The following is a 20,729-nucleotide window of genomic DNA, read 5'->3' on the forward strand; positions in this document are numbered from 1 at the left end:
GGACGGGCCCGGTAGCCCAGTAGACAACGGAATTCCGCGCTCGCCGCCGACGAGACGGGTCCGGTCCGAAGGGTTTCCGGGCCCTCTTCCCGCTCTCGTGCGCAGGATCGCCATCAGCGCCGGGTGGTCCCACGGCTCCGTCTGACCGGGGATCACCCAGCCGCTCCCAGCCTCACCACCGCGATCCGCCCCCCGCCCGCCCGTCGCCGTGCCCGCGGTGTCCCAGGCCGTTCCCCCTGCCTGGGACCCCTATTCTCGGAGGAGGTCGCGCCTCGCGACCGCAGGGCCGCCCGGGAGCGGTACCGTTTCGGCAGGAACGTGTTTTCGCCCGCGGGCACACGGGCGGCTCCGCGGGGGACCTCCCGCGGCGGAAGGGGAGCAGGCGCAGTGGTGCAGGACAGGACGGGCCTACCGCCCACCGGCGGCGAGTCCGCACGCCGCCGCTCCTCCGCCACGGTCCCGGCCCCCGAAGGCCCCTCAGGCCCGCCCGCCGACGGCGAAGGGCCGCCACGGCCGGAGCGAGCCGCGGAGGCCCCGCAGGCCACCGTGAAGGCCGCCGAGGGCGCTGCGGTGCCGGCCGCCGAGGGCGCTGGGGCGGGTGGATTGAAGGGCCGCGAGCCCGCGCGCCTGGTGCTGCTCCGGGCGATCGCCGCCGTGGCCGGGGGAGCGCTGCTGTTCCTGGCCTTCCCGCCGCTCGGCTGGTGGCCCGCCGCGCCGCTCGGCGTCGCCCTCGTCGTCGCCTCCCTGTACGGCGCCCGCCCCCGCCGCGCCGCCTGGCTCGGCTACCTGGCCGCCGTCGTCTTCCTGGTGCCCGCCCTCGCCTGGGTGCGGACCATCGGCGACGACGTGTGGGTCATGCTGGTGGCCGTCGAGGGCCTCTTCTACGCCGCGATGGCGGCCCTGGCCTCGCCGGTGTTCCGGCTGCGGCTGTGGCCGCTGTGGTTCGCCGGGCTGTGGGTGGCCATGGAGTGGGCCCGGGGCCTGGTGCCCATCGGCGGCTTCCCATGGGCTCGCCTCGCCTTCAGCCAGGGTGAGTCGCTCTACACCGCGTACGCGGCGCTCGGCGGGGCCCCGCTCGTGTCGTTCGCCGTCACCCTGTCCGGCGCCCTGCTCGCCCATGCCCTGCTCGCCTTCCTCCCGCTCGCCCGGGTCCCGTCCCTCGCCCACCTCGCGGGCGGCGATCTCGCGCGAGCCCGTCTCGCGGGCGCCCGCGAGCGGACGCGCGGCGCTGCCGGCGCGGCGCGGCGCCTGGCGCCTGTCCTGCTCGCCGTGGCGGTGCCCGCGCTCACCTTCGCCGTCCCGCGCCCCGGCGACGAGGGCCGCACGGTCAACATCGGCATCGTGCAGGGCAACGTGCCCGGCCGCGGCATGTACGCCCTGGGCGACGAGCCGGCCGTCGTGCTGAAGAACCACTCCGCCGAGACCGAGCGCCTGGCCGCCGCGGTCGAGGCGGGCACGCTGCCCCGCCCCGACCTGGTCGTCCTGCCGGAGAACTCCACCGACATCGACCCGTACCGTGACACGTTCGCCCGCGAGACCATCGACGCGTCCGTCAAGGCCGTCGGCGTGCCCACCCTGGTCGGCGCGGTCGTCGCCATCGGCGACGAGCACCGCGCCACCCGCAGCCTCGTGTGGGACCCGGTCACCGGGCCCGGCGCCTACTACGACAAGCAACACCTGGTGCCCTTCGGGGAGTACACCCCGTTCAAGGACATCGTGCTCGCGCTGTGGGAGCGGGCGAGCCTGGTCGGCCGGCAGTCCGTGGCGGGCACCAAGCCGGGCGACCTGAAGATGGGGCCCGTGACGATCGGCGCGGTCAACTGCTACGAGGTGGCCTACGACGACACCGTCCGCGGCACCGTGCGCACCGGGGCGAGCCCGATCGTGGTGCAGACCAACAACGCCACCTACGCCCTGTCCAACCTGCCGCCGCAGCAGCTCGCCATGTCCCAGATCCGGGCGGTGGAGCACAACCGGGCGGTCGTCACGGCCGCCACCACGGGGATCTCCGCCTACGTCACGCCTGACGGTAAGGTCTCGTGGCGGACCCGCGAGCTCGTCGCGGACATGACCGTGGTGAAGGTGCCCGTGCGCACCCAGGAGACGATCGCCACCCGGGCCGGCGCGCTGCCCGAGTGGGCGCTGGCGCTGATGGGCGTGGCGGCCGCGGGCGTGGCCGTGTGGCGCGGCAGGCGGCAAGGCGACCGGACGGGGAGAGGCTGATCATGGAGACTCTTGGCCGAGTGCTCATCATCGTGCCGACCTACAACGAGCGCGGCAACCTCCCGATGATCGCCGAGCGGGTGCGGGCGGCGCTGCCCGGGGCCCATCTGCTGGTGGTCGACGACAACAGCCCCGACGGCACGGGCGAGGTGGCCGACGAGCTCGCCGCCGGCGACGACCACATCCACGTCCTGCACCGCCCCGGCAAGGAAGGGCTCGGCGCCGCCTACATCGAGGCGTTCCGCTGGGGCCTCGACGAGGGCTTCAACGTGCTGGTCGAGATGGACGCCGACGGCTCCCACCAGCCGGAGGAGCTGTCCAAGCTGCTGGAGGCGCTGGCCGACGGCGCCGACCTGGCCATCGGCTCGCGCTATGTGCCCGGCGGCAGGGTCGTCAACTGGCCCGCCTCCCGCGAGCTGCTGTCCCGCGGCGCCAACATCTACACGCGGATCATGCTGGGCCTGGCGGTCCGCGACGCGACCGCGGGCTTCCGCGCCTACCGGGCCGAGACCCTGGAGAAGGTGGGCCTGGCCGACGTCGAGTCGCAGGGCTACTGCTTCCAGGTGGACCTCACGCTGCGCACCGTCCGCCACGGGCTGCGCGTGGCCGAGGTGCCGATCACGTTCGTCGAGCGGACCGTCGGCACCAGCAAGATGAGCCGGCGGGTCATGACCGAGTCGTTCTGGCGCATCGCCATGTGGGGGTTCGCGGGACTGCCGGCGCGGTTCGGCAGGAGACGTGGCTGATCGCGGAACGCACCGGCCCCCCCGGTCGTTGTTCGTGACGTACGCGCGCGCTGAATCGAGGTAACGATGCGCCTCCTGCTGTTCCTGGCCTTCCTGCTCGTCCCCGTGCTGGAGATCTGGCTGCTCATCCAGGTCGGGTCCGTCATCGGCGGCTGGCCGACCGTGGCCCTGCTCATCGCCGACAGCCTGCTCGGGGCCTGGCTGGTGCGCCGTGAGGGCAGGCGCGCCTGGCGGGCGCTGCAGGAGGCGCTGCAGTCCGGGCGCATGCCCGAGCACGAGCTGGCCGACGGCGCGCTGATCCTGGCCGGTGGCGTGCTGCTGCTGACGCCGGGCTTCTTCACCGACATCGCTGGGTTCCTGTGCGTGCTGCCGTTCACGCGGCCGCTGATGCGCCGGCTGGGGGCGTGGTTCTTCGACCGCCGGGTCAAGCGGATGGCCGCCGCCTCGCCGTACGCGCAGCTGTTCTCGCAGACGTTCCCGGGCGGGCCCGACGCCGGAGCGGGCCGGGCCCCCGCGGGCGGCAAGGTCGTCCACGGCGAGGTGCTGCGCGAGGACCGCGAGCCGTAGCCCGCCGGGCTGCAAGCGATTGCACAGAAACGACGGCCGGTCAAGTCGGTACGGCGTCGTCCATGAGATCCACCTGCGCACTGCAACAAAACTGCACAGCCTTCCGCATTGACGCGGCCCACAAACGGTTGCATAAAGGCATCAAGGCCGGCCGAGCTGACGCACGAGCACCACACCTGGTAAGGAGCCCGTTCATGGGAGCGGGCTCCTAGGTCACGGCTTGCCAGCGGAGGCCCACAGTGCCGAGTAACGCAGTGCCAAGAAACGCAGTGCCGATGAGCACAGGACGCGACAGGAAAGCCCGCAGGGCCCGTTCACTGCTCGCCGCCCTCGTGGCGGCCGTCGCCGCCACGCTGCTGGCGGCCCTGGGGCTCCCCGCGATCTCCGGCGCGTCGGCCGCCACCCTGTTCGCCGACGACTTCGAGGACGGTGACGCGGCCGGCTGGACGAGGTCCGGCGGGAGCTGGTCGGTGGTGGCCGACGGCTCGCGCGCCTACCGGCAGTCCGGCACCAGCGCGGACGCCCGGGTCATCGCCGGGTCCTCGTGGACGGGCCAGTCGGTGCAGGCGCGGGTGCGGCCCATCGCGTTCAACGGCTCCGGCCGGCACGTCGCGGTGCTGGCCAGGGCGCAGAGCACCAGCGCGTACTACTTCCTCGGGATCGGCGAGACCGGCGCGGTGGTCCTCGGCAGGCGCACCGGCGGCGCACCGGTGACCCTCGCCTCGGCCCCGGCCGGGATCGTGACGGGCAGCTGGCACACACTCCGGCTGGAGGCGTTCGGCACGACGCTGCGCGGCTTCCTCGACGGGGCGGAGGTCGTCTCCGCGACGGACGCCACCTACGCCTCCGGCCGGGCCGGCCTGGCCGGCTCGTACGCGAGCGCCTCGTTCGACGACGTGCTCGTGAGCGACGTGGGCGGCCCGACCGAGCCGCCGGTCACCCCGACGGTCACGCCGCCGCCCTCCGGCACCTGCACCAGCCCCGGCTCGCCCGCCGGCTTCGCCTCGGTGGACGCCTGGGGCCAGAGCGGCACCACCGGAGGCGCGGGCGGCCCGACCGTCGAGGTCGACACCGCGAGCGAGCTGATCTCCGCCATCGGGCGGAGCGGCCCTCTGACGGTGTGCGTGCGCGGCGTGATCACGGTGCCCGCGGGCATGTACGACGTCGCCTCCGACAAGACGATCGTGGGCGTCGGCTCGGCGTCGGGCATCAGCGGCGGCGGCCTCAACATCGGGCTGCCCGTCGACGACGCCGTGACCGCACCGCCCGCGAACGCCGTGCACAACGTGATCGTCCGCAACCTGACCTTCCGCGGCGCCAGCGACGACTCGATCAACGTGCAGATGTTCTCCCACCACGTGTGGCTCGACCACAACGACCTGTGCTGCGGCTACGACGGCCTGATCGACATCAAGCGCGGCTCGTCGTACGTCACCGTGTCCTGGAACCACGTCCACGAGCACACCAAGACCATGCTGCTCGGCCACGACGACTCCAACGGCGCGCAGGACGTCGGCCGGCTGAAGGTCACCTACCACCACAACTGGTTCGACCGGACGCCGCAGCGCAACCCGCGGGTCCGCTTCGGCGAGCCGGTGCACGTCTACAACAACTACTACTTTTACAACACCGACGTCGGCGTGGCCTGCCAGGCGAACGCCGGATGCCTGGTCGAGGGCAACTCCTTCGAGCGGGTCGAGGAGCCGGTCAGCAACAGCTACGCCGGCCCGTCGGGCAGGTGCGTCGCCCGCGACAACGTGTTCGTCGACTCCGGCACGCCCGACTGCGGCGGGACCGTGCAGGAGGCCAGGTCGTACTACGCCTACACCCTCGACGACCCCGCCTCGGTGAAGGCGATCGTCACCGCCGGCGCGGGCGTCGGCAAGATCGGCACCTGACCGCACAACCCGGGCGGCGGCCCGGCACCTGACCGCACAGCCCGGGCGCCGGCCCGGCACCTGACCGCACAGCCCGGGCGCCGGCCCGGCACCTGACCGCACAACCCGGGCGCCGGCACGCCGTCCCTGCGCCCGACCGCACAGCCCCGGCGCGCCGCACGCCTTCCCGGCGCCCGACCGCGAGCCCCGGGGCGCCCGCACCCCCACGGCCCGGGCGCCCCGGCACACCGGCCCCCTCCGTCAGAAAGCAGAGCGATCATGCCCCCCGGAACCGCTCGCCCCACACCGCCCGGCACCGCCGAGCCCGCCCCCGGCCCGAGGAGGCGCCGCCTCCGGCCCGAGGCGGCCGTCCCGCTCATCGCCTTCATGGCCCTGCTCACCGCCACCGTCCTCGTGTCCGCCATGACCTCCCCGCCCGCCGTGGCGGCAGCCCCCGCCCGGGCCGCCGAGCCCGCGAACGGGTTCGCCTCCGTCAACGCCCTCGGCCAGAACGGCACCACCGGCGGCGCCGGCGGCCCCACCCTCACCGTCGGCACGACCCAGGACTTCCTCGACGCCATCGCCCGCCCCGGCCCGTACGTGATCCAGGTACGCGGCCGCATCATCCTGCCCACCGGCACGACCGACGGCATGCACGCCGTCACCTCGGACAAGACCATCATCGGCCTCGGCGCCGACGCCGCCCTCGTGGGAGGTGGCCTGACCATCGGCCTGCCGGTCGACGACCGCGTGACGGCCCCGCCGGCGAACGCCGTCCACAACATCATCATCCGCAACCTGACGATCACCGGCGCCACCGACGACCTGATCAACGTCCAGATGTTCAGCCACCACATCTGGATCGACCACAACGACCTGTCCAACGGGGACGACGGGGCCGTCGACATCAAGCGCGGCTCCGACTTCGTCACCGTGTCGTGGAACAGGTTCCACGACCACGACAAGACCCTGCTGCTGGGCCACGACGAGACCGCCGGGCCGCAGGACATCGGCCGGCTGCGGGTCACCTACCACCACAACTACTTCGACGGCTCCGACCAGCGCCATCCCAGGGTCCGCTTCTCCGCGCTGGTCCACGTCTACAACAACTACTACCGGGGCAACAGCTACGGGATCGCCTCCACCTACGACGCCGCCGTCCTGGCCGAGGGCAACTACTTCACCAACGTCAACAACCCCGGCCGGGTGGAGTTCAGCGGCGACCTCGGGCGGCTGGTCGAGCGGGACAACATCCTCGTCGCCTGCCACCACCCCATCGAGACGCGTGGCACCGTGACCGAGCCGCGCACCTATTACCCCTACACCGCCGACCCCGCCGTCAGCGTGCCCACCGTCGTCCCGGCCGGCGCCGGCGTCGGCAAGATCTGAGGAGTGCCATGTCCGTCGTGTCTGCCCCGCACAGCCTCGCCACGAAGCCCTACGCCACGAGGCCACACGGTTCGGAGCCCCACGGTTCGGGGCCACGCCGTACGGGCGCCAGGCCGTGGGGGCGGCTGCTCGCCGCGGCGACCCTGGCCGTCGCGCTGACCTCCGCACCCCTGCCCGCCGAATCCGCCGCGGCACTCCCCGCCGTCGTCCCGGTCGCGGCGGCTCGGGCGGCCGACGCGCCGATCGGGTTCGCCTCCGTCGACGCCCTCGGCCAGAACGGCACCACCGGCGGCGCCGGCGGTCCCTCCGTCACCATCACCACGGCCGCGCAGCTCAAGGACTACGCCGGACGCGCGGGGCCGTACACGTTGTGGATCTCCGGCCGGGTCCGGACCAGCGGCATGATCACCGTAGTCGCGAACAAGAGCATCCTCGGCGTCGGTGCGACGGCGGAGATCACCGGCGGCGGCCTCCAGCTCGGCTCCACGACCCGCCCCGGCAACAACGTGATCATCCGCAACCTCCGGTTCACCGCCGCGGACGACGACTCCATCAGCGTCACCAACAAGGCTCACCACGTGTGGATCGACCACAACGACCTGTCCGACGGCTACGACGGCCTGCTCGACATCAAGCGGGAGTCGGACTTCGTGACGGTCTCGTGGAACAGGTTCCACGACCACAGCAAGACGATGCTGCTCGGCCACTCCGACACCTACACCGCCGACATCGGCAAGCTGCGGGTCACCTACCACCACAACTTCTTCGACGGCACCGACCAGCGCCACCCCCGGGTGCGCTTCGCCGAGCCGGTCCACGTGTTCAACAACTACTACCGCAACAACTCCCTGTACGGCGTGGCCTCGACGGAGAACGCGGGCGTCCTGGTGGAGGGCAACTACTTCGAGAACGTCGCCCACCCCATTCACGTCGGGTACGACAAGAGCGCTCCGGGACGGGTGGTCGAGCGCCGCAACGTGTACGCCGGCTCGGGCGCGCCGGAGACGGCCGGCACGGTCGTGGAGCCGTCCACGTACTACCCGTACACGCTGGACGAGCCCGCGAAGATCCCGTCGATCGTCGAAGCGGGCACGGGGGTCGGCAAGCTCGGCTTCTGAGGCGCCTCACCGCCGCACGGGCCGCCCCGCCCGGGGTGCCCGTGCGGACCGCACCTCCCCGGTGGCCGGGCATGTCATGCTGAGCCGGATTCGGAGTACGATCCTGCGATCAACCGTATAGATCGGTCCAATACCGGCGAGGTCGTGTGTTCGGAATCATTCGCCCGTGCGCCACGCACGTCTGCGCGAGCGTGCGCGACGCGTGGCGCGCCCACCTGTGCGGGCTCTGTCTCACGCTGAAGGACGGGCAGGGGCAGGCGGCCCGGCTGGCCACCAACTACGACACCCTGATCATCTCGGTCCTCACCGAGGCCCAGCTCCCGTCCGCCGCCCCGCACCGCACCGCGGGCCCGTGCGCGCTGCGCGGGTTCCGGCGGGCCGACGTGGTGGACCACCGGGCTCAGGGGGCGCGGCTGGCCGCCTCGGTGTCGCTCGTGCTGGCCGCCGGCCGGCTCCGTGACCACGCCGCCGACGGCGACGCCGCTCCGGGCACCACTGTCGCCGGCCGCCGGCTGGCGGCCCGCTGGGAGGCGGCCGGGGCGCGGCTCGGGGCGGAGGTGGGCTTCGACACGGCGACGCTGGCGGCGACGGCGGAGCGGCAGATCACCCTGGAGCGCCTGGCCGCCGCCGGACCGCCCACGGCCGCCTCCGCAGTCGGCGGGACAGCGGGACTGCTGGAGCTGACCCGGCCCACCGAGGAGGCGGTCGCGACGGCGTTCGCCCACACGGCGCTCATCGCCGGCCGCGCCGCGCCGGACGAGCAGGACGGCGGCGCCGCGGCGGACGAGCGAGTCCGCTGTGCCGCGGCGGACGGACGGCCCGGCCGCGCCGGGAACGCCGTCGTGCTGGCCGAGATCGGCACGCTGTTCGGGCGTCTGGCACACCTGCTCGACGCGGTCGAGGACCAGGAGGACGACGCGGCGCGGGGCGCGTTCAACCCGCTCACCGCCACCGGCACCGGCCGCGAGGAGGCGCGGCGGCTGTGCGACGACGCCGCGCACGGCATCGCCCTCGCCGTACGGGACCTGGAGCTGGAGGAGCGGCACCTGGTGGAGGTGCTCCTCGGCGCGGAGGTACGGCGGGCGGTGGCACGTGCCTTCGGCAAGCACGCGACGGCCGCCCGCCGCAGGCCCGCCTGGCCGTTGCGGACGATGGCGGGCGCGGGCACGCTGCTCACGTGCGGACTGTGGCGGCCGGAGTGGAGCGAGCTCAACGGCGCCTCGTGCGAGGAGCGCTGCTACCTGAAGGACGGCTGCGACGGGTGTGACGGCTGCTGTGACTGCTGCCAGTGCTCCTGCGACTGCTGCGAGTGCTCGGGCGGGTGCTGCGACTGCTCCTGCGACTGAGGCGCCCTACGGCCCCGGGCCGCGGGGCCGAGCCGCTCGGCCGTCCGCCTTCCGTCCGCCGGGGTCACCGGAAAGCCGAACGCCGGCCCCCGTCGTCAGACGGAGACCGGCGTCCAGAAAACTGCCCCCGGGGACGTGCCCGGGGGCTTCACACCGTGAGAGGGGTTCAGGCGCTCCTGCGACGCTGGGCGCGAAGTACGGCCAGCCTCTCGTTGAGCACCTCCTCCAGGTCCTCGATGGATCGCCGCTCCAGCAGCATGTCCCAGTGTGTCCGCGGGGGCTTGGTCTTCTTCGACTCGGGCTGCTCGCCGTCCACCCGCACCGCGGTGGCGCCGCACATGCGGCACTCCCACGTCGCGGGGATCTCAGCCTCGGCGGCGAGCGGAACCTCGAAGAGATGGCCCTTCGGACAGGTGTAGGACACCTCCTGGCGTGGGGCCAGATCCGTGTTACGGTCATTCTCGTAGCTGGTTGCCCCGAGCCGGGTGCCACGAAGTGCTCGCTCGCCCATGTCTGAATGCCTCCTACAGGGCCCCCATTGCGCGGGGGGTCTGTCTCCCACGGTGTCTAACGCTTGATACCGTGATGGGATTCCCACCCATGGCGTGATCCAATCGCCCCGGCACTCAGGAGTTCCCTCCAGAGGCGCGGCAATCCCTATGAGGCCGGGGATTCTCCTCGCGTAACGGCCCGCACGGCGAGCGTGCGACCGGTGAACGAGCCCTCCACCGCCTGCGCGTAGACGCGCGCCACCTCGGCCGCCGGCACCCCGTCCGCCGGGTCCATGCCGAGCGACACGAGCGTCTCCCGCACCCAGCCCGGGCTGACGGCGTTCAGACGCAGGCCGCGCGGCAGCTCGACGGCGGCGGCCCGCACGAACGCCTCCAGTCCCGCGTTGACCAGATGGCCCATCGACGACCCGGTCACCGGCTCGGCGAACCTCCCGCTGGTCAGCGTGACCGACCCGCCGTCCCGTAGCCGGCCGAGCGCGTGGCGGACCAGGTTCACCTGGCCGACCAGCTTGCCGTCGAGGCCGGTCCAGAACGCGGCGTCCGAAGGGTCGTCCAGCGGCGTGAGCGCCCCGCTCGCGGCGCAGCACACCACCGCGTCCACCCCGCCCGACCGGCCGGCCCGGTCGAGCAGCGCGTCGATGGAGGCGGTGTCGCGCAGGTCGGCCCGCACGGAGTCCCCGGCCGAGCCCCCCGCTGAGCCCCCCGCTGGGCTCCCCGCCGAGCCCCGCCGCGAGACGCGCACCACCTCGTGCCGCCGCTCCAGCTCGTCGGCGACCGCCGTCCCGATGGTCCCCGTCGCGCCGATCACGATGATCCTCATTGCCGCTCCTCGACATCCAGGTTGTTCAGGTGTCCAGGCTGCGGCGTGCCGCCGGGCGGTGCCAGCCCACCGCCGGAGGTACACCTGACAGGTGCAGGCTCGGCGACCGGGCATCGGCCAGACTGGGAGGCATGCGCGTACAGGGCGGACAGGCGGCGACCGGACGAGGGCCCGGCTGGGAGCTGGGCGAGTTCCTGCGGTCCAGGCGGGCGCGGCTGCGGCCCGAGGACGCCGGCCTGCCCGCGTACGGGGGCCGTCGCCGGGTGCCGGGCCTGCGCCGTGAGGAGCTGGCGCAGCTCGCGGGCGTCAGCGCCGGCTACTACACCCGGCTGGAGCAGGGCCAGAGCCCCGGTGCCTCGGACGCCGTGCTCGACGCGGTGGCCCGCGCGCTGCGGCTCGACGAGGCCGAGCGCGCCCACCTGTACTCCCTGGCCAGGCCCCGGCCCGCCGCGCGCCGCCGCCCGGCCAGGCCGGAGCGCGTGCGGCCCGGCGTCCGGGTCATGATCGAGTCGTTCGGCGACGTGCCGGCCCTGGTCATGGGCCGCTTCCTGGACGTCCTCGCCTGGAACCCCATGGCGCACGCCCTGCTGGCCGGGCACCTCGACTTCGGCGCGCCGGACCGGCCGGACGACCGGCCCAACATCGCCCGCATGATGTTCCTCGACCCGCACACGCGGGAGCTGTACGCGGACTGGCCGCGCAAGGCCCGCTCCACCGTCGCCGACCTGCGGCTGATCGCGGGCCGGTGGCCGGGCGACCCGGGACTCACCGGGCTGGTCGGCGAGCTGACCCTGCGCAGTCCCGAGTTCGCGCGGCTGTGGGCCGCCCACACCGTCGGCGACTGCGGCACCGCCGCCCGCGCGTACCGGCATCCCCTGGTCGGGACCATGGAGCTCGCGGCGGAGTTCATGGCCCTGACGGAGGACGAGGGGCAGCGGGTCGCGGTGTTCAACCCCGAGCCCGGCTCGCCGTCGGAGTCGGCGCTGCGGCTGCTCGCCGGTCTGACCGCCACGTCTCGGCCGCCAGCCACAGGCCGCCCGCCGCGATGAGCGCGCCGTGCGCGATCCGCAGCGGGTACGGGCCGAAGAACTGCGGGATGAACAGCGCGAACCCGAGTGCCAGCGGCGCGGCGCTCCACGCGGCCAGGACCCCGGAGCGGCGCACCGCGACGGCCGCCATCACGGTCCCGACGCCGAGCAGCGCCAGCCCGGCGGCGAACATGGTGACCGCCACCGGGTGGAAGCGGAACTCGCCGGCGAGCTCCATGAGGGCGGGCGCGCCGTCGCGCAGGGACCTGCGGGCGATCACGTGCAGCCCGAAGTCCTCGGCGCCGTAGTAGGGGAGCGTCAGGCCAGCCCCCACCCAGGTCACCGCGGCGGCTCGTGACGCGAGCCGGCCGCCCAGCAGCTCGCTCAGCCCGAGCACGCCCAGCCCCAGCAGGATGAAGCCGATCATGGCGGCCAGGTGCCCGGTCACCCAGGCGGGGGCGGCCATGGCCGCCGCGTCGTCACCGGAGGGCCGCACGGCCGGGTAGACGAGAAACAGGACGCCGGCGGCCGCCAGGGCCGCCGAGGTGAGGCGAGGACTCATGACCACTCCCAGATGAAACCATTGCTCTTCAATGAGAGCAATGCTCTCTCAAGGGAGCGCCGTTCGTCAAGAGCGGTGCTCTCTTTACGGTTCCCTGGTCTCCAGCCTGGGCGGACCCGGATCGGGGACGTGGTGCCGGGACGTTCCCGGCGCCGCGGGGCGTCAGATCCGGTGCGGCACCTCGTTGCCCGCGGCGCGGATGGCCTTGGGCAGGTTGACCAGGGCCAGCAGGACGAAGCCCACCACGAAGAAGACGATCATGGAGACGATCGCGATCCGGTAGCTGTTGGTGAGCTGGAGCGCGATCGTCACCGTCAGCGCGCCGATGAACGCCGAGCCCTTGTCGCTGATCTGCAGCAGGCTGAAGTACTCCGCCTCCCGCCCCCTGGGGATCACCTGGGAGAACAGCGACCGCGACAGCGCCTGGGTGCCGCCCAGCACGATCGCGATGGCCAGCGCCATGAGGTAGAACTGCAGCGCCTGCCCCTCCTGGACGTACATGGCGGCGACCACGATCACCGTCCAGATCACCAGACTGCCCAGCACGGTCCGCTTGGTGCCGAAGCGGCGCGCCAGCAGGCCCATGAGCAGCGCGCCGAAGAACGCCACGAACTGCACCATGAGGATGGCGCTGATCTGCACGGTCTTGTCCAGCTTCAGCGCCTCGGCGGCGAAGGCCGCGCTGTTGCCGATGACCGTCTGGATGCCGTCGTTGTAGACGAGGTAGGCCACCAGGAACAGCAGGGTCAGCGGGTAGCGGCGCAGCTCGGCCAGGGTGCGGCCGAGCTGGCGGAAGCTGCCCGCGACCGAGCGCAGCGCCGTGCCCTCGTGGACCGGGACCGGCCGGTTGCGCAGCCGCAGCAGCGGCACGACGGTGAACGTCGCCCACCACAGCCCGGCCGACATCATGCTGATCCGCACCGACATGCCCTCGCTGAGGCCCAGGCTCTCATGCTGCAGGTAGAGCACCAGGTTGAGGGCCAGCAGCAGGCCGCCGCCCAGGTAGCCGATGGCCCAGCCGCGCGAGGACACCCCGTCGCGCTCGTCCGGCGTCGAGATCTGCGGCAGGAACGAGTCGTACACGACGACGGAGGAGCCGTAGGCGAGGTTGGCGAGGACGAACAGCACGCCGCCGAGCAGGTAGCGGTCGCCCTCGACGAAGTACAGGCACATGGTGGCCAGCGCGCCGGCGTAGGCGAAGCCGCCGAGCAGCTCCCGCTTGCGGCCGGTGTGGTCGGCGAGCGCCCCCACGATCGGCAGGAACACGATCTGCAGGAACACCGCGACGGTCAGCGTCAGCCCGAAGAACGCCGCTGGCCGCACGTCGGCGCCGAGCACGTCCACGTACCCGAGCCCGGGGTGGGCGGCGGCGAGCCTGTCGAAGTCGCGCGCGCACGTCTCGGCCGCGACCGTGGGGAAGTCCTGGGCGCAGGCCGCGGTGCGGGCCACGGGGATCAGGTACGGGCCGAGGAACACCGAGATGATCGTGGTGTAGAAGGCGGAGTTGGCCCAGTCGTAGAAGTACCAGCCGCGCTGCTCGCGCCTGCGCGCGGCCGGGGAGTCGGCGGTGGGGTCGTCGGGAACCGCGGGGGGTGCGGGTACGGGCATGGTGTCGAGTCGCTCCTAGACCACGAGTCAGGCCGCCATGCGGCCGGGATGCCACTGGCCGCGGCGGTCCAGCACGTCGCGCAGGCCGGTGATGTTGTCGGTCATGATGCCGTCGACCCCGAGGTCGAGCAGGTGGTCCATGCGGGCGGTGTCGTTGACCGTCCACACGTGCACCTGCATGCCGATGGCGTGGGCGGTGCGCACCAGGCGGCCGGTGGTGACGCGCAGCCCGCGGAAGCCCACCGGCACCTGCGCGCACGGCACCCCCGCCCGCGACAGGCGGGCCAGCAGGCGGCCGTAGCCGGAGGTCGAGGCCGCGGCGCGCAGCGCGGCCACGCCGCGCGGGCCGAGCGACGAGCAGACCTCCCGCCCGATCGCGGCCCTGGCCAGCAGCAGCCGCTCGTCGGAGAACGAGGTCAGGCAGACCCGGTCGTGGGCGGCGGTGCGCCTGAGCGCCTCGGCCAGCGGCGCTATGGCGCCGGCCTCCTTCACGTCGATGTTGAAGCGGGCCTCCGGCCAACTGCCGAGCAGGTCCTCCAGCAGCGGGATCTCGTGCTCGCCGTCGACGCGGGCCCTGCCGACCTCCCGGTACGGCAGCTCGGACAGCCGCCCGCGCCGGTCGGTGACCCGGTCCAGCGTGGGGTCGTGGAAGGCGAGCAGCACGCCGTCGGCCGTGGCCCGCGCGTCGGTCTCCAGGTAGGTGTAGCCGAGTCGTATCGCCCGCTCGAAGGCCGCGGCGGAGTTCTCCGCGCCCTCGGCGGCGCCCCCGCGGTGGGCGAAGGCGAGCGGGCCCGGATGGTCGAGAAAGGGGAAACGACGGCTGAGCACGTCCTGAAGTATGCCTTCCGGGAAAGGGATCTGGATGCGGACGACGGTTACGAATCAGCGATCGTCCCCCAAAATCAGGGTGATACCGGTGACTCCGCCAGATTCTGCCACTCCTGGCGGCGGGACTCGGACAGCGCGATGGCGGCGGCCACCGCGACGTTGACCGACCCGACGCGGCCGACCTGCGGGATGTAACAGGCGCCGTCCACGGCGTCCAGCAGGGCGGGCGAGCAGCCGTGGTCCTCGCTGCCGACCACCAGGCACACGTCGCGGGCCAGGTCGGCCTGGTGCAGCGGCACGGCCCCGGCGGTCAGCTCGATCGCGAGCACGGTGTAGCCGTCGTCGCGGGCCGCCTTGACGGCGTCGAGGGCGGGCATCGGCTCGTGCCAGGTGACCAGCCGCTCGGTGCCGAGCGCGGTCTTGCCGGCCTTGGGGTTGGTCGGCGGGGTCGCGTTGCCGGCCAGCCAGATCTGGTCGGCGCCGAACGCGGCGGCCGTCCGGAAGATCGAGCCCACGTTGAACGGGCCGGTGACCGACTCGAGGATCAGGGAGAGCCGATTGCCCGTCTGCCGCCGCCAGGCGCGGTTGAGCCGTTTGACGTCGGTGGGGCGGAGCTGCCTTCTCATGCTTCCACTTTCAGGATTCGGTAGGCGGCCCGGGAGGCCTCGCGGGAGGCCTGCCAGCCCTGCTCGCCGAGCCAGCGCTGCAGGGAGTCGGAGCCGAGGTGTTTCTGGACGACCAGGTAGGCGACGCCGCCCGGCGCGAGGCGCGACAGCCACCTGGTGAGCATCGCGTGCAGGGCCGGCTTGCCGATGCGGATGGCCGGGTTGGACCAGATGGCCTGGAAGGTCACCTCGTCCGGCATCTCGTCGGCGTGCACGGATCTTACTGTGCCGAGGCCCGCGGCCCGGGCGTTGCGCTCCGTGAGCTCCACACTACGGCGGTTCACGTCGACGGCCCACACCGTCGCCTCCGGGGCGCGCGAGGCCATGGTCAGCGCGATCGGCCCGTACCCGCATCCCAGGTCGAGCAGGTCACCCCGCGGAGGGGGCGCCGGGACGGTCTCCAGCAGGACGCGCGTGCCGAGGTCGACCCGCTCGGGCGAGAAGACGCCCCGGTCGGTCTCCAGCCGCAGGTGCAGGTCGGGCAGCACCAGATCGACGGTGCCCGGCCTGCTGGCGGCTCCCGGCTGTTCGGAGAAGTAGTGGGCCACGTGCCTGAACGTTACGGGATCCGCGCCCCGAACAGGACGGCGGCGCCCGCCACCAGCACCCCGGCGAGGATCGCCGCCACGATGAACCACTGCGTGATCTCCTGGTTCACCAGCTTGAACCCGAGCGAGGTGCCGATCTGCTCGTAGACGTCGCGCAGCTCACTGCCGGACTCGGCCGTGTAGGCCCGGCCGCTGGTGCCGTCGGACAGCGACTGCAGGGTCTGCTTGTTCACCGGCACGTTGACCGGCCTGCCGTCGATCGACACCGTGCCCTCCTGCGTGCCGTACGCGATCGTGGAGACCGGGACGCGGGCCTGCTTCGCGGCGTCGATGGCCTCCGTGACCGAGCGGCCGGAGGTGTTGTCGCCGTCGGACAGCAGCACGATCGCGGAGGGCGGCGGGTCGGTGACGGCGTCCTGGTCGAACGACTTGACCGAGTCCAGCGCGTTGAAGACCGCCTCCCCGATGGCCGTGCCCGGCCGGGTGGACAGGTTGCCGATGGCGGTGACCACGGCCTGGTGGTCGGTGGTGGGGGAGATGACGACGTTCGCCGAGCGGGCGAACGACACGACGCCCACGTTGAACCGGTCGGGCAGCTCCCTGACGAACGCCTGCGCCGCGGTCTTGGCCGCGCTGATCCGGTTGGGCTGGACGTCGCCGGCGTCCATCGACAGCGACACGTCCAGGGCGATCATGATGGTGGCGCGGTCGCGCGGCACGCGCACCTGGTCGGCCGGCTTGGCCGCGCCGATCACCAGCAGCCCCATCATCAGCAGGAACAGCAGCGGCGCGACGTGCCGCCGCCAGCCGGGCCCGGCCGGGGCGACGAGGTCGAGCAGCGCCAGGTTCGTGAAGCGCACGGTGTAGCGCCGGCGGGCGAACTGCGCGGCGACGTAGCCGCCGGCGAGCAGCACGAGCAGCGCGAACAGCCACAGCCACGCGGGGGAGAGGAAGGTCATGAGGTTCTCCGGTGCGCGAGGTGGCTCATGCGGCGCTGGCGCAGCACGAACTGCGCCACGTCGAACACCCAGTCGCGGTCGGTGCGCAGCACGAGGTGGGCGACGCCGGCGCGGCGCAGCGCCGCCCGGGTGCCCTCGCGTTGCGCGGCCGCCGCCTCGGCGTACGCATGCCGGACTTTGGGTGAAAGGTGCACTTCGCGTACGTTCCCGGTCTCCGGGTCGGCGAACGCCACCCGGCCCACGTCGGGCAGCTCCAGCTCGCGGGGGTCGATCACCTCGACCGCGAGCACCTGGTGCCGGGCCGCCAGCCGGCGGATCGGCCGCTCCCAGGGCCGCTCGGCGGCCGGGTCCAGCTCGGGACGCGCGTCGAGGAAGTCGGACACCACCACGCGCATGCCGCGCCGCCTGCGGGTGGCCGCCAGCACGTCGATGCTCTCCGCCAGGTCCGGCGCGTCGGGCACGGGCCGGCCGCGCGGGGCGTCCATCAACGAGTGCAGCAGCCCGTACAGAGCGGGGCGGCCGGTGCGGGCGGGCATCCGATGAATGTACTCGTCGTGCAGCACGAGCGCGCCGAACCGGTCACCCATGCGGCTGGACAGGAAGCCGATCGCGCCGATCGCCGCCACCACCAGGTCACGCTTGTCGGTGTCGGCCGTGCCGAAGTCCATGCTCGGCGACAGGTCGGCCAGCGCCCACGTCTCCAGCTCACGGTCGGCGATCAGGTCGCGCACGTGCGGCACGGTCGTGCGCGCCGTCACGGCCCAGTCCATGCGCCGCACGTCGTCCTCGCCGGGCACGTAGACCCGGCTGTCGCCGGCCTCGCTGCCCGTGCCGGGCAGCAGCCCCAGGTGAGCGCCGTGCAACAGGCCGTCGAGCCGGCGGGTCACCACCAGCTCCAGCCGCCGCAGCGCCTGCTCCGCGGTGTTCACTGCTCGCTCACCGCTCCTCATTCGCTACGCGGCCACGCTCGTCCCTCGCGCGTCCACTCCGCTCACTGCGTCGGGTTCGCTCGGTGCTCACTGGTCGCTCACCGCTCCTCATTCGCTACGCGGCCACGCTCGTCCCTCGCGCGTCCACTCCGCTCACTGCGTCGGGTTCGCTCCGTGTTCACCGGTCGCTCACCGGTTCTGGTTCCAGACGACGAGGGGCGGCGGTACGGCGTGCAGGATCTGCCTGACCACCTGCTCCGGGTCGACGCCGTCGGCCAGCGCGTCGAACGTCAGCATCAGCCGGTGCGCCATCACGTCCACCGCCACGTCGCGCACGTCGTCGGGCAGCAGGTAGTCGCGGCCCCGCAGCAGGGCCAGGGCCCGGCCGGCGGCCACCAGGCCCAGGGTGGCGCGCGGGCTGACCCCGATCTCGATGGTGTCGGTCAGGTCGGCCAGGCCGTACTCGGCGGGCGAGCGGGTGGCCATGACCAGCCGCACCACGTAGTCGGCGACGAGCTGGTGGACCGAGACCGACTCGGCGGTGGCCTGCAGCGCCAGCAGCCGGTCGGGTTCGAGCACCCGAGACGGCGTCGGCGGGGTGACGCTCATGCGGTGAAGGATCTCCAGCTCCTCGTGGGCGCTGGGATGCGGCACCCGCACCCGGAACAGGAACCGGTCGCGCTGCACCTCCGGCAGCGGGTAGACGCCCTCGGACTCGATCGGGTTCTGGGTGGCCAGCACGATGAACGGCCGGGGCAGCGGATGCGTGACGCCGGCCAGCGTGACCTGCCGCTCGGCCATGACCTCCAGCAGCGCCGACTGCACCTTGGCCGGGGCCCGGTTGATCTCGTCGGCCAGCAGGAAGTTCACGAACACCGGGCCGAGCTCGACGTCGAACTTCTCGTTGGACGGATGGAACACCCGGGTGCCGACGATGTCGCTCGGCACCAGGTCGGGGGTGAACTGGATGCGGGCGAACGTGCCGCCCACCACGGTGGCCAGGGTGGACGCGGCCAGGGTCTTGGCGACGCCGGGGACCCCTTCCAGCAGGCAGTGCCCGCGCGCGAGCAGGGCCACGACCAGCCGCTCGACCATGTGCTCCTGCCCGACGATGACCCGCCGGACCTCGTCGAGGGCCTGACGCAGCACAGCCGCATCGGTTCCGCCTGGCAACTCTTCGGCGACGCTCATGACGCCCATTCCACCAAAGGTCCCGCGAACGTGCATCACGCCACGTCTGTGCTTTCATGGCAAACGTGGCAAGTCCGCTGCAGTATGGCGATCCTCCGCGGCTCGGGCCGTTCGTGGTTCAGGCGCGCCTGAACCAGGCACCGGCCGGGTTCGTGTACCTCGGGCAGGGCGCCGACGGGCGCGCCGTGTCGCTGGCCGTGCTGACCCGGGGCGCCGCCTTCGACGCGGCGGCGCGGGAGCGGTTCGTCACGGCGATGCGCGAGGCGTCGGCGCGCGGCGGCGTGCGCGGCTGGCTCGGCCGGGCCGCCCGGTCGCGGGCCGCCGTGCTGGAGGGCACGCCCGAGGTGCTGGCCATGGAGACCGGCAAGGCGCCATGGGTGGCCGTGCCGTATGTGCCGGGCCGGCCGGGAGCCGAGTGGTTCCTCGGGCCGGTGATGGTCGGGGGCACCTTCATCGGGCCCGCGCACGGCCCCGACTTCGTGCCGTACTGGCTGACCGACCGCGCGCCCGCGCTGCCCGGCCCGCCGCCCCGGCCCGCGCCCCTCACCGAGACGCGCAAGCGGGTGCTGCTGGCGGCGCTGGCCCTGGCCGTGCTGGTGCTGCTGCTCACGGTGATCGCGATGCTGCTGCTGTTCGGCCGGTCGGAGAGTGAGCCGATGCCCAGGCCGCTGCCGCCCACCAACTTCGAGCCGACGGCGCCGCCCACCCCCGCCACGCCCGAGCCGCAGCAGCCCACGCCCTCCCCGTCGCCGTCGCCGAGCCAGAGCGGCCGGGGCACGCCGGACCGCTCGCCCGGCGACGACCAGGGCCAGGACCAGCAGCTCTGAGCCGCCCGCGCGCCCGGTCGCCGTGAAAGCCGGGCCGCCGTGGAAGCCGGGGCCGCCGTGAAGGCCGGGCCGCCGTGGAGCAGGTTGAGCCTCCTGTCGCGGGAGGCTTTAGCGTCCCGCGCCATGGAGTTCATCGTTCACGACACCCTCACCGTCATGGCGGACCTGCTGGAGCAGCCGCTGGAGCGCCGTCCCGACCGCCTGCGCGAGCTGATGGCCCCCGTGCGGTCCGCCGTCCCGATGCCCGGCGACATCGTCGACATCCACCACCGGGGCTCCGGCTTCCGCGTCGACGCCGACGACCCCCGCTACCTGCCGGCCCTGCGCCGGATGATCGACGCCGACGTGCTCGGCCACGTCGAGCGGGAGCTGCGCCGCGCCTCCGAACGGCTCAAGGACGCCCCGCAGCCCGACTCGCTGCAGGTCATGTTCATCCTCGGCAACCCCGACGACGACTACCTCATGAGCGCCACCGGCGGCTACTACGGCATCGCCGGCGCGCCCGGCTGGCTGTACCTGCTCGCCTGGCCCACCGACGAGAACATCGGGCGCATCGCGCACTGCGCGGTCCACGAGTTCCACCACAGCGTCCGCTACACCACCGTGGAGTGGAACCCGGCCACCGTGACCGTCGGCGAGCACATCGTGGCCGAGGGGCTGGCCGAGGCGTTCGTGCGGGAGCTGTCGGGGCCGGAGGCCATGGGGCCGTGGTCGTCGAGGGTGACGGGGGCCCCGCTGGAGTCGGCGTACGAGCGGATCATGGCGGACATCGACCTGGAGGGGATGGCGAACACGCCCGCGTACGTGCTGGGCGACACCGCGGCGCGCCGCTTCGGCTCGGAGCCGCGCGGCATCCCCGACATGGCGGGGTACGCGGTGGGGCTGCGGCTGGTGGACGCGCACCTGGCGGCGACCGGCATGACGGCGGCGGAGAGCAGCCTGCTGCCCGCCTCCCGCATCCTGGAGAGCTCCCGCGCCTGACGGGC

Annotated in this window: 20 protein-coding genes; 10 read left to right on the forward strand and 10 right to left on the reverse strand. The window is 73.1% G+C overall.

Annotation, left to right across the window (positions count from 1 at the left end; genetic code table 11):
- Positions 1 to 390: 390 nt before the first annotated feature.
- The 7 genes from lnt to ACIBG4_RS19095 all read left to right on the forward strand — a co-directional run bounded on the left by lnt (position 391) and on the right by ACIBG4_RS19095 (position 9,266).
- A complete protein-coding gene (lnt, locus tag ACIBG4_RS19065) occupies positions 391 to 2,223 on the forward strand; it encodes an apolipoprotein N-acyltransferase (protein WP_397202865.1) in 1,833 nt (610 codons plus the stop codon).
- 2 nt (positions 2,224 to 2,225) lie between these two features.
- On the forward strand, positions 2,226 to 2,969 hold the full coding sequence (locus ACIBG4_RS19070) for a polyprenol monophosphomannose synthase (RefSeq protein WP_397202866.1): 744 nt from the start codon (positions 2,226 to 2,228) through the stop codon (positions 2,967 to 2,969).
- Between the two features lie 66 nt (positions 2,970 to 3,035).
- Positions 3,036 to 3,536: an FxsA family protein gene (locus tag ACIBG4_RS19075; RefSeq protein WP_397202867.1), complete on the forward strand. Its 501-nt coding sequence runs from the start codon at positions 3,036 to 3,038 to the stop codon at positions 3,534 to 3,536.
- Positions 3,537 to 3,811: 275 nt separating this feature from the next.
- Entirely contained in the window at positions 3,812 to 5,434 is a 1,623-nt protein-coding gene (locus tag ACIBG4_RS19080) for a pectate lyase (protein WP_397202868.1), read from the forward strand.
- 258 nt (positions 5,435 to 5,692) lie between these two features.
- Entirely contained in the window at positions 5,693 to 6,802 is a 1,110-nt protein-coding gene (locus tag ACIBG4_RS19085) for a polysaccharide lyase family 1 protein (RefSeq protein ID WP_397202869.1), read from the forward strand.
- Between the two features lie 8 nt (positions 6,803 to 6,810).
- On the forward strand, positions 6,811 to 7,920 hold the full coding sequence (locus ACIBG4_RS19090; protein WP_397202870.1) for a polysaccharide lyase family 1 protein: 1,110 nt from the start codon (positions 6,811 to 6,813) through the stop codon (positions 7,918 to 7,920).
- A gap of 146 nt (positions 7,921 to 8,066) precedes the next feature.
- Complete coding sequence (locus tag ACIBG4_RS19095) at positions 8,067 to 9,266, forward strand: DUF5685 family protein (RefSeq protein ID WP_397202871.1); 1,200 nt, start codon at positions 8,067 to 8,069, stop codon at positions 9,264 to 9,266.
- A gap of 166 nt (positions 9,267 to 9,432) precedes the next feature.
- On the opposite strand, the gene ACIBG4_RS19100 is transcribed toward ACIBG4_RS19095, so the two are convergent.
- Positions 9,433 to 9,777, reverse strand: a complete 345-nt coding sequence (locus ACIBG4_RS19100; protein WP_310709104.1) for an RNA polymerase-binding protein RbpA — start codon at positions 9,775 to 9,777, stop codon at positions 9,433 to 9,435.
- Between the two features lie 146 nt (positions 9,778 to 9,923).
- Complete coding sequence (locus ACIBG4_RS19105; protein ID WP_397202872.1) at positions 9,924 to 10,598, reverse strand: SDR family oxidoreductase; 675 nt, start codon at positions 10,596 to 10,598, stop codon at positions 9,924 to 9,926.
- A 131-nt stretch (positions 10,599 to 10,729) separates the two neighbouring features.
- Between ACIBG4_RS19105 and ACIBG4_RS19110 the strand changes: the two genes are divergently transcribed.
- Entirely contained in the window at positions 10,730 to 11,647 is a 918-nt protein-coding gene (locus ACIBG4_RS19110) for a helix-turn-helix transcriptional regulator (protein WP_397202873.1), read from the forward strand.
- Here ACIBG4_RS19110 and ACIBG4_RS19115 read toward each other — a convergent pair.
- The 8 genes from ACIBG4_RS19115 to ACIBG4_RS19150 all read right to left on the reverse strand — a co-directional run bounded on the left by ACIBG4_RS19115 (position 11,547) and on the right by ACIBG4_RS19150 (position 18,916).
- Entirely contained in the window at positions 11,547 to 12,188 is a 642-nt protein-coding gene (locus ACIBG4_RS19115; protein ID WP_397202874.1) for a hypothetical protein, read from the reverse strand. The two genes, ACIBG4_RS19110 and ACIBG4_RS19115, sit on opposite strands and share 101 nt — an antisense overlap.
- A 162-nt stretch (positions 12,189 to 12,350) precedes the next feature.
- On the reverse strand, positions 12,351 to 13,796 hold the full coding sequence (locus tag ACIBG4_RS19120; RefSeq protein ID WP_397202875.1) for an MFS transporter: 1,446 nt from the start codon (positions 13,794 to 13,796) through the stop codon (positions 12,351 to 12,353).
- A gap of 27 nt (positions 13,797 to 13,823) precedes the next feature.
- Positions 13,824 to 14,624 (reverse strand): glycerophosphodiester phosphodiesterase family protein, encoded by an 801-nt coding sequence (locus ACIBG4_RS19125; RefSeq protein WP_397202876.1) that lies wholly within the window; start codon positions 14,622 to 14,624, stop codon positions 13,824 to 13,826.
- Between the two features lie 74 nt (positions 14,625 to 14,698).
- The gene (locus tag ACIBG4_RS19130; protein ID WP_310709110.1) at positions 14,699 to 15,250 is read right to left on the reverse strand and encodes a TrmH family RNA methyltransferase; all 552 of its coding nucleotides are present in this window, start codon (positions 15,248 to 15,250) and stop codon (positions 14,699 to 14,701) included.
- Positions 15,247 to 15,837: a methyltransferase gene (locus ACIBG4_RS19135; RefSeq protein WP_310709111.1), complete on the reverse strand. Its 591-nt coding sequence runs from the start codon at positions 15,835 to 15,837 to the stop codon at positions 15,247 to 15,249. The genes ACIBG4_RS19130 and ACIBG4_RS19135 overlap by 4 nt, the downstream gene beginning before the upstream one ends.
- 11 nt (positions 15,838 to 15,848) lie before the next feature.
- Positions 15,849 to 16,796, reverse strand: coding sequence for a VWA domain-containing protein (locus ACIBG4_RS19140; protein WP_397202877.1), 948 nt, complete (start codon positions 16,794 to 16,796; stop codon positions 15,849 to 15,851).
- The gene (locus tag ACIBG4_RS19145) at positions 16,793 to 17,746 is read right to left on the reverse strand and encodes a DUF58 domain-containing protein (protein WP_397202878.1); all 954 of its coding nucleotides are present in this window, start codon (positions 17,744 to 17,746) and stop codon (positions 16,793 to 16,795) included. Before ACIBG4_RS19145 ends, ACIBG4_RS19140 begins: the two co-directional genes overlap by 4 nt.
- A gap of 168 nt (positions 17,747 to 17,914) precedes the next feature.
- Positions 17,915 to 18,916 (reverse strand): AAA family ATPase, encoded by a 1,002-nt coding sequence (locus ACIBG4_RS19150; RefSeq protein WP_310709114.1) that lies wholly within the window; start codon positions 18,914 to 18,916, stop codon positions 17,915 to 17,917.
- Between the two features lie 56 nt (positions 18,917 to 18,972).
- Between ACIBG4_RS19150 and ACIBG4_RS19155 the strand changes: the two genes are divergently transcribed.
- Complete coding sequence (locus tag ACIBG4_RS19155) at positions 18,973 to 19,743, forward strand: hypothetical protein (RefSeq protein ID WP_397202879.1); 771 nt, start codon at positions 18,973 to 18,975, stop codon at positions 19,741 to 19,743.
- Between the two features lie 123 nt (positions 19,744 to 19,866).
- Positions 19,867 to 20,724 (forward strand): DUF2268 domain-containing protein, encoded by an 858-nt coding sequence (locus ACIBG4_RS19160; RefSeq protein ID WP_397202880.1) that lies wholly within the window; start codon positions 19,867 to 19,869, stop codon positions 20,722 to 20,724.
- Positions 20,725 to 20,729 lie beyond the last annotated feature (5 nt).

Source organism: Nonomuraea sp. NPDC050383 (assembly GCF_044459125.1).
Lineage (GTDB): Bacteria > Actinomycetota > Actinomycetes > Streptosporangiales > Streptosporangiaceae > Nonomuraea.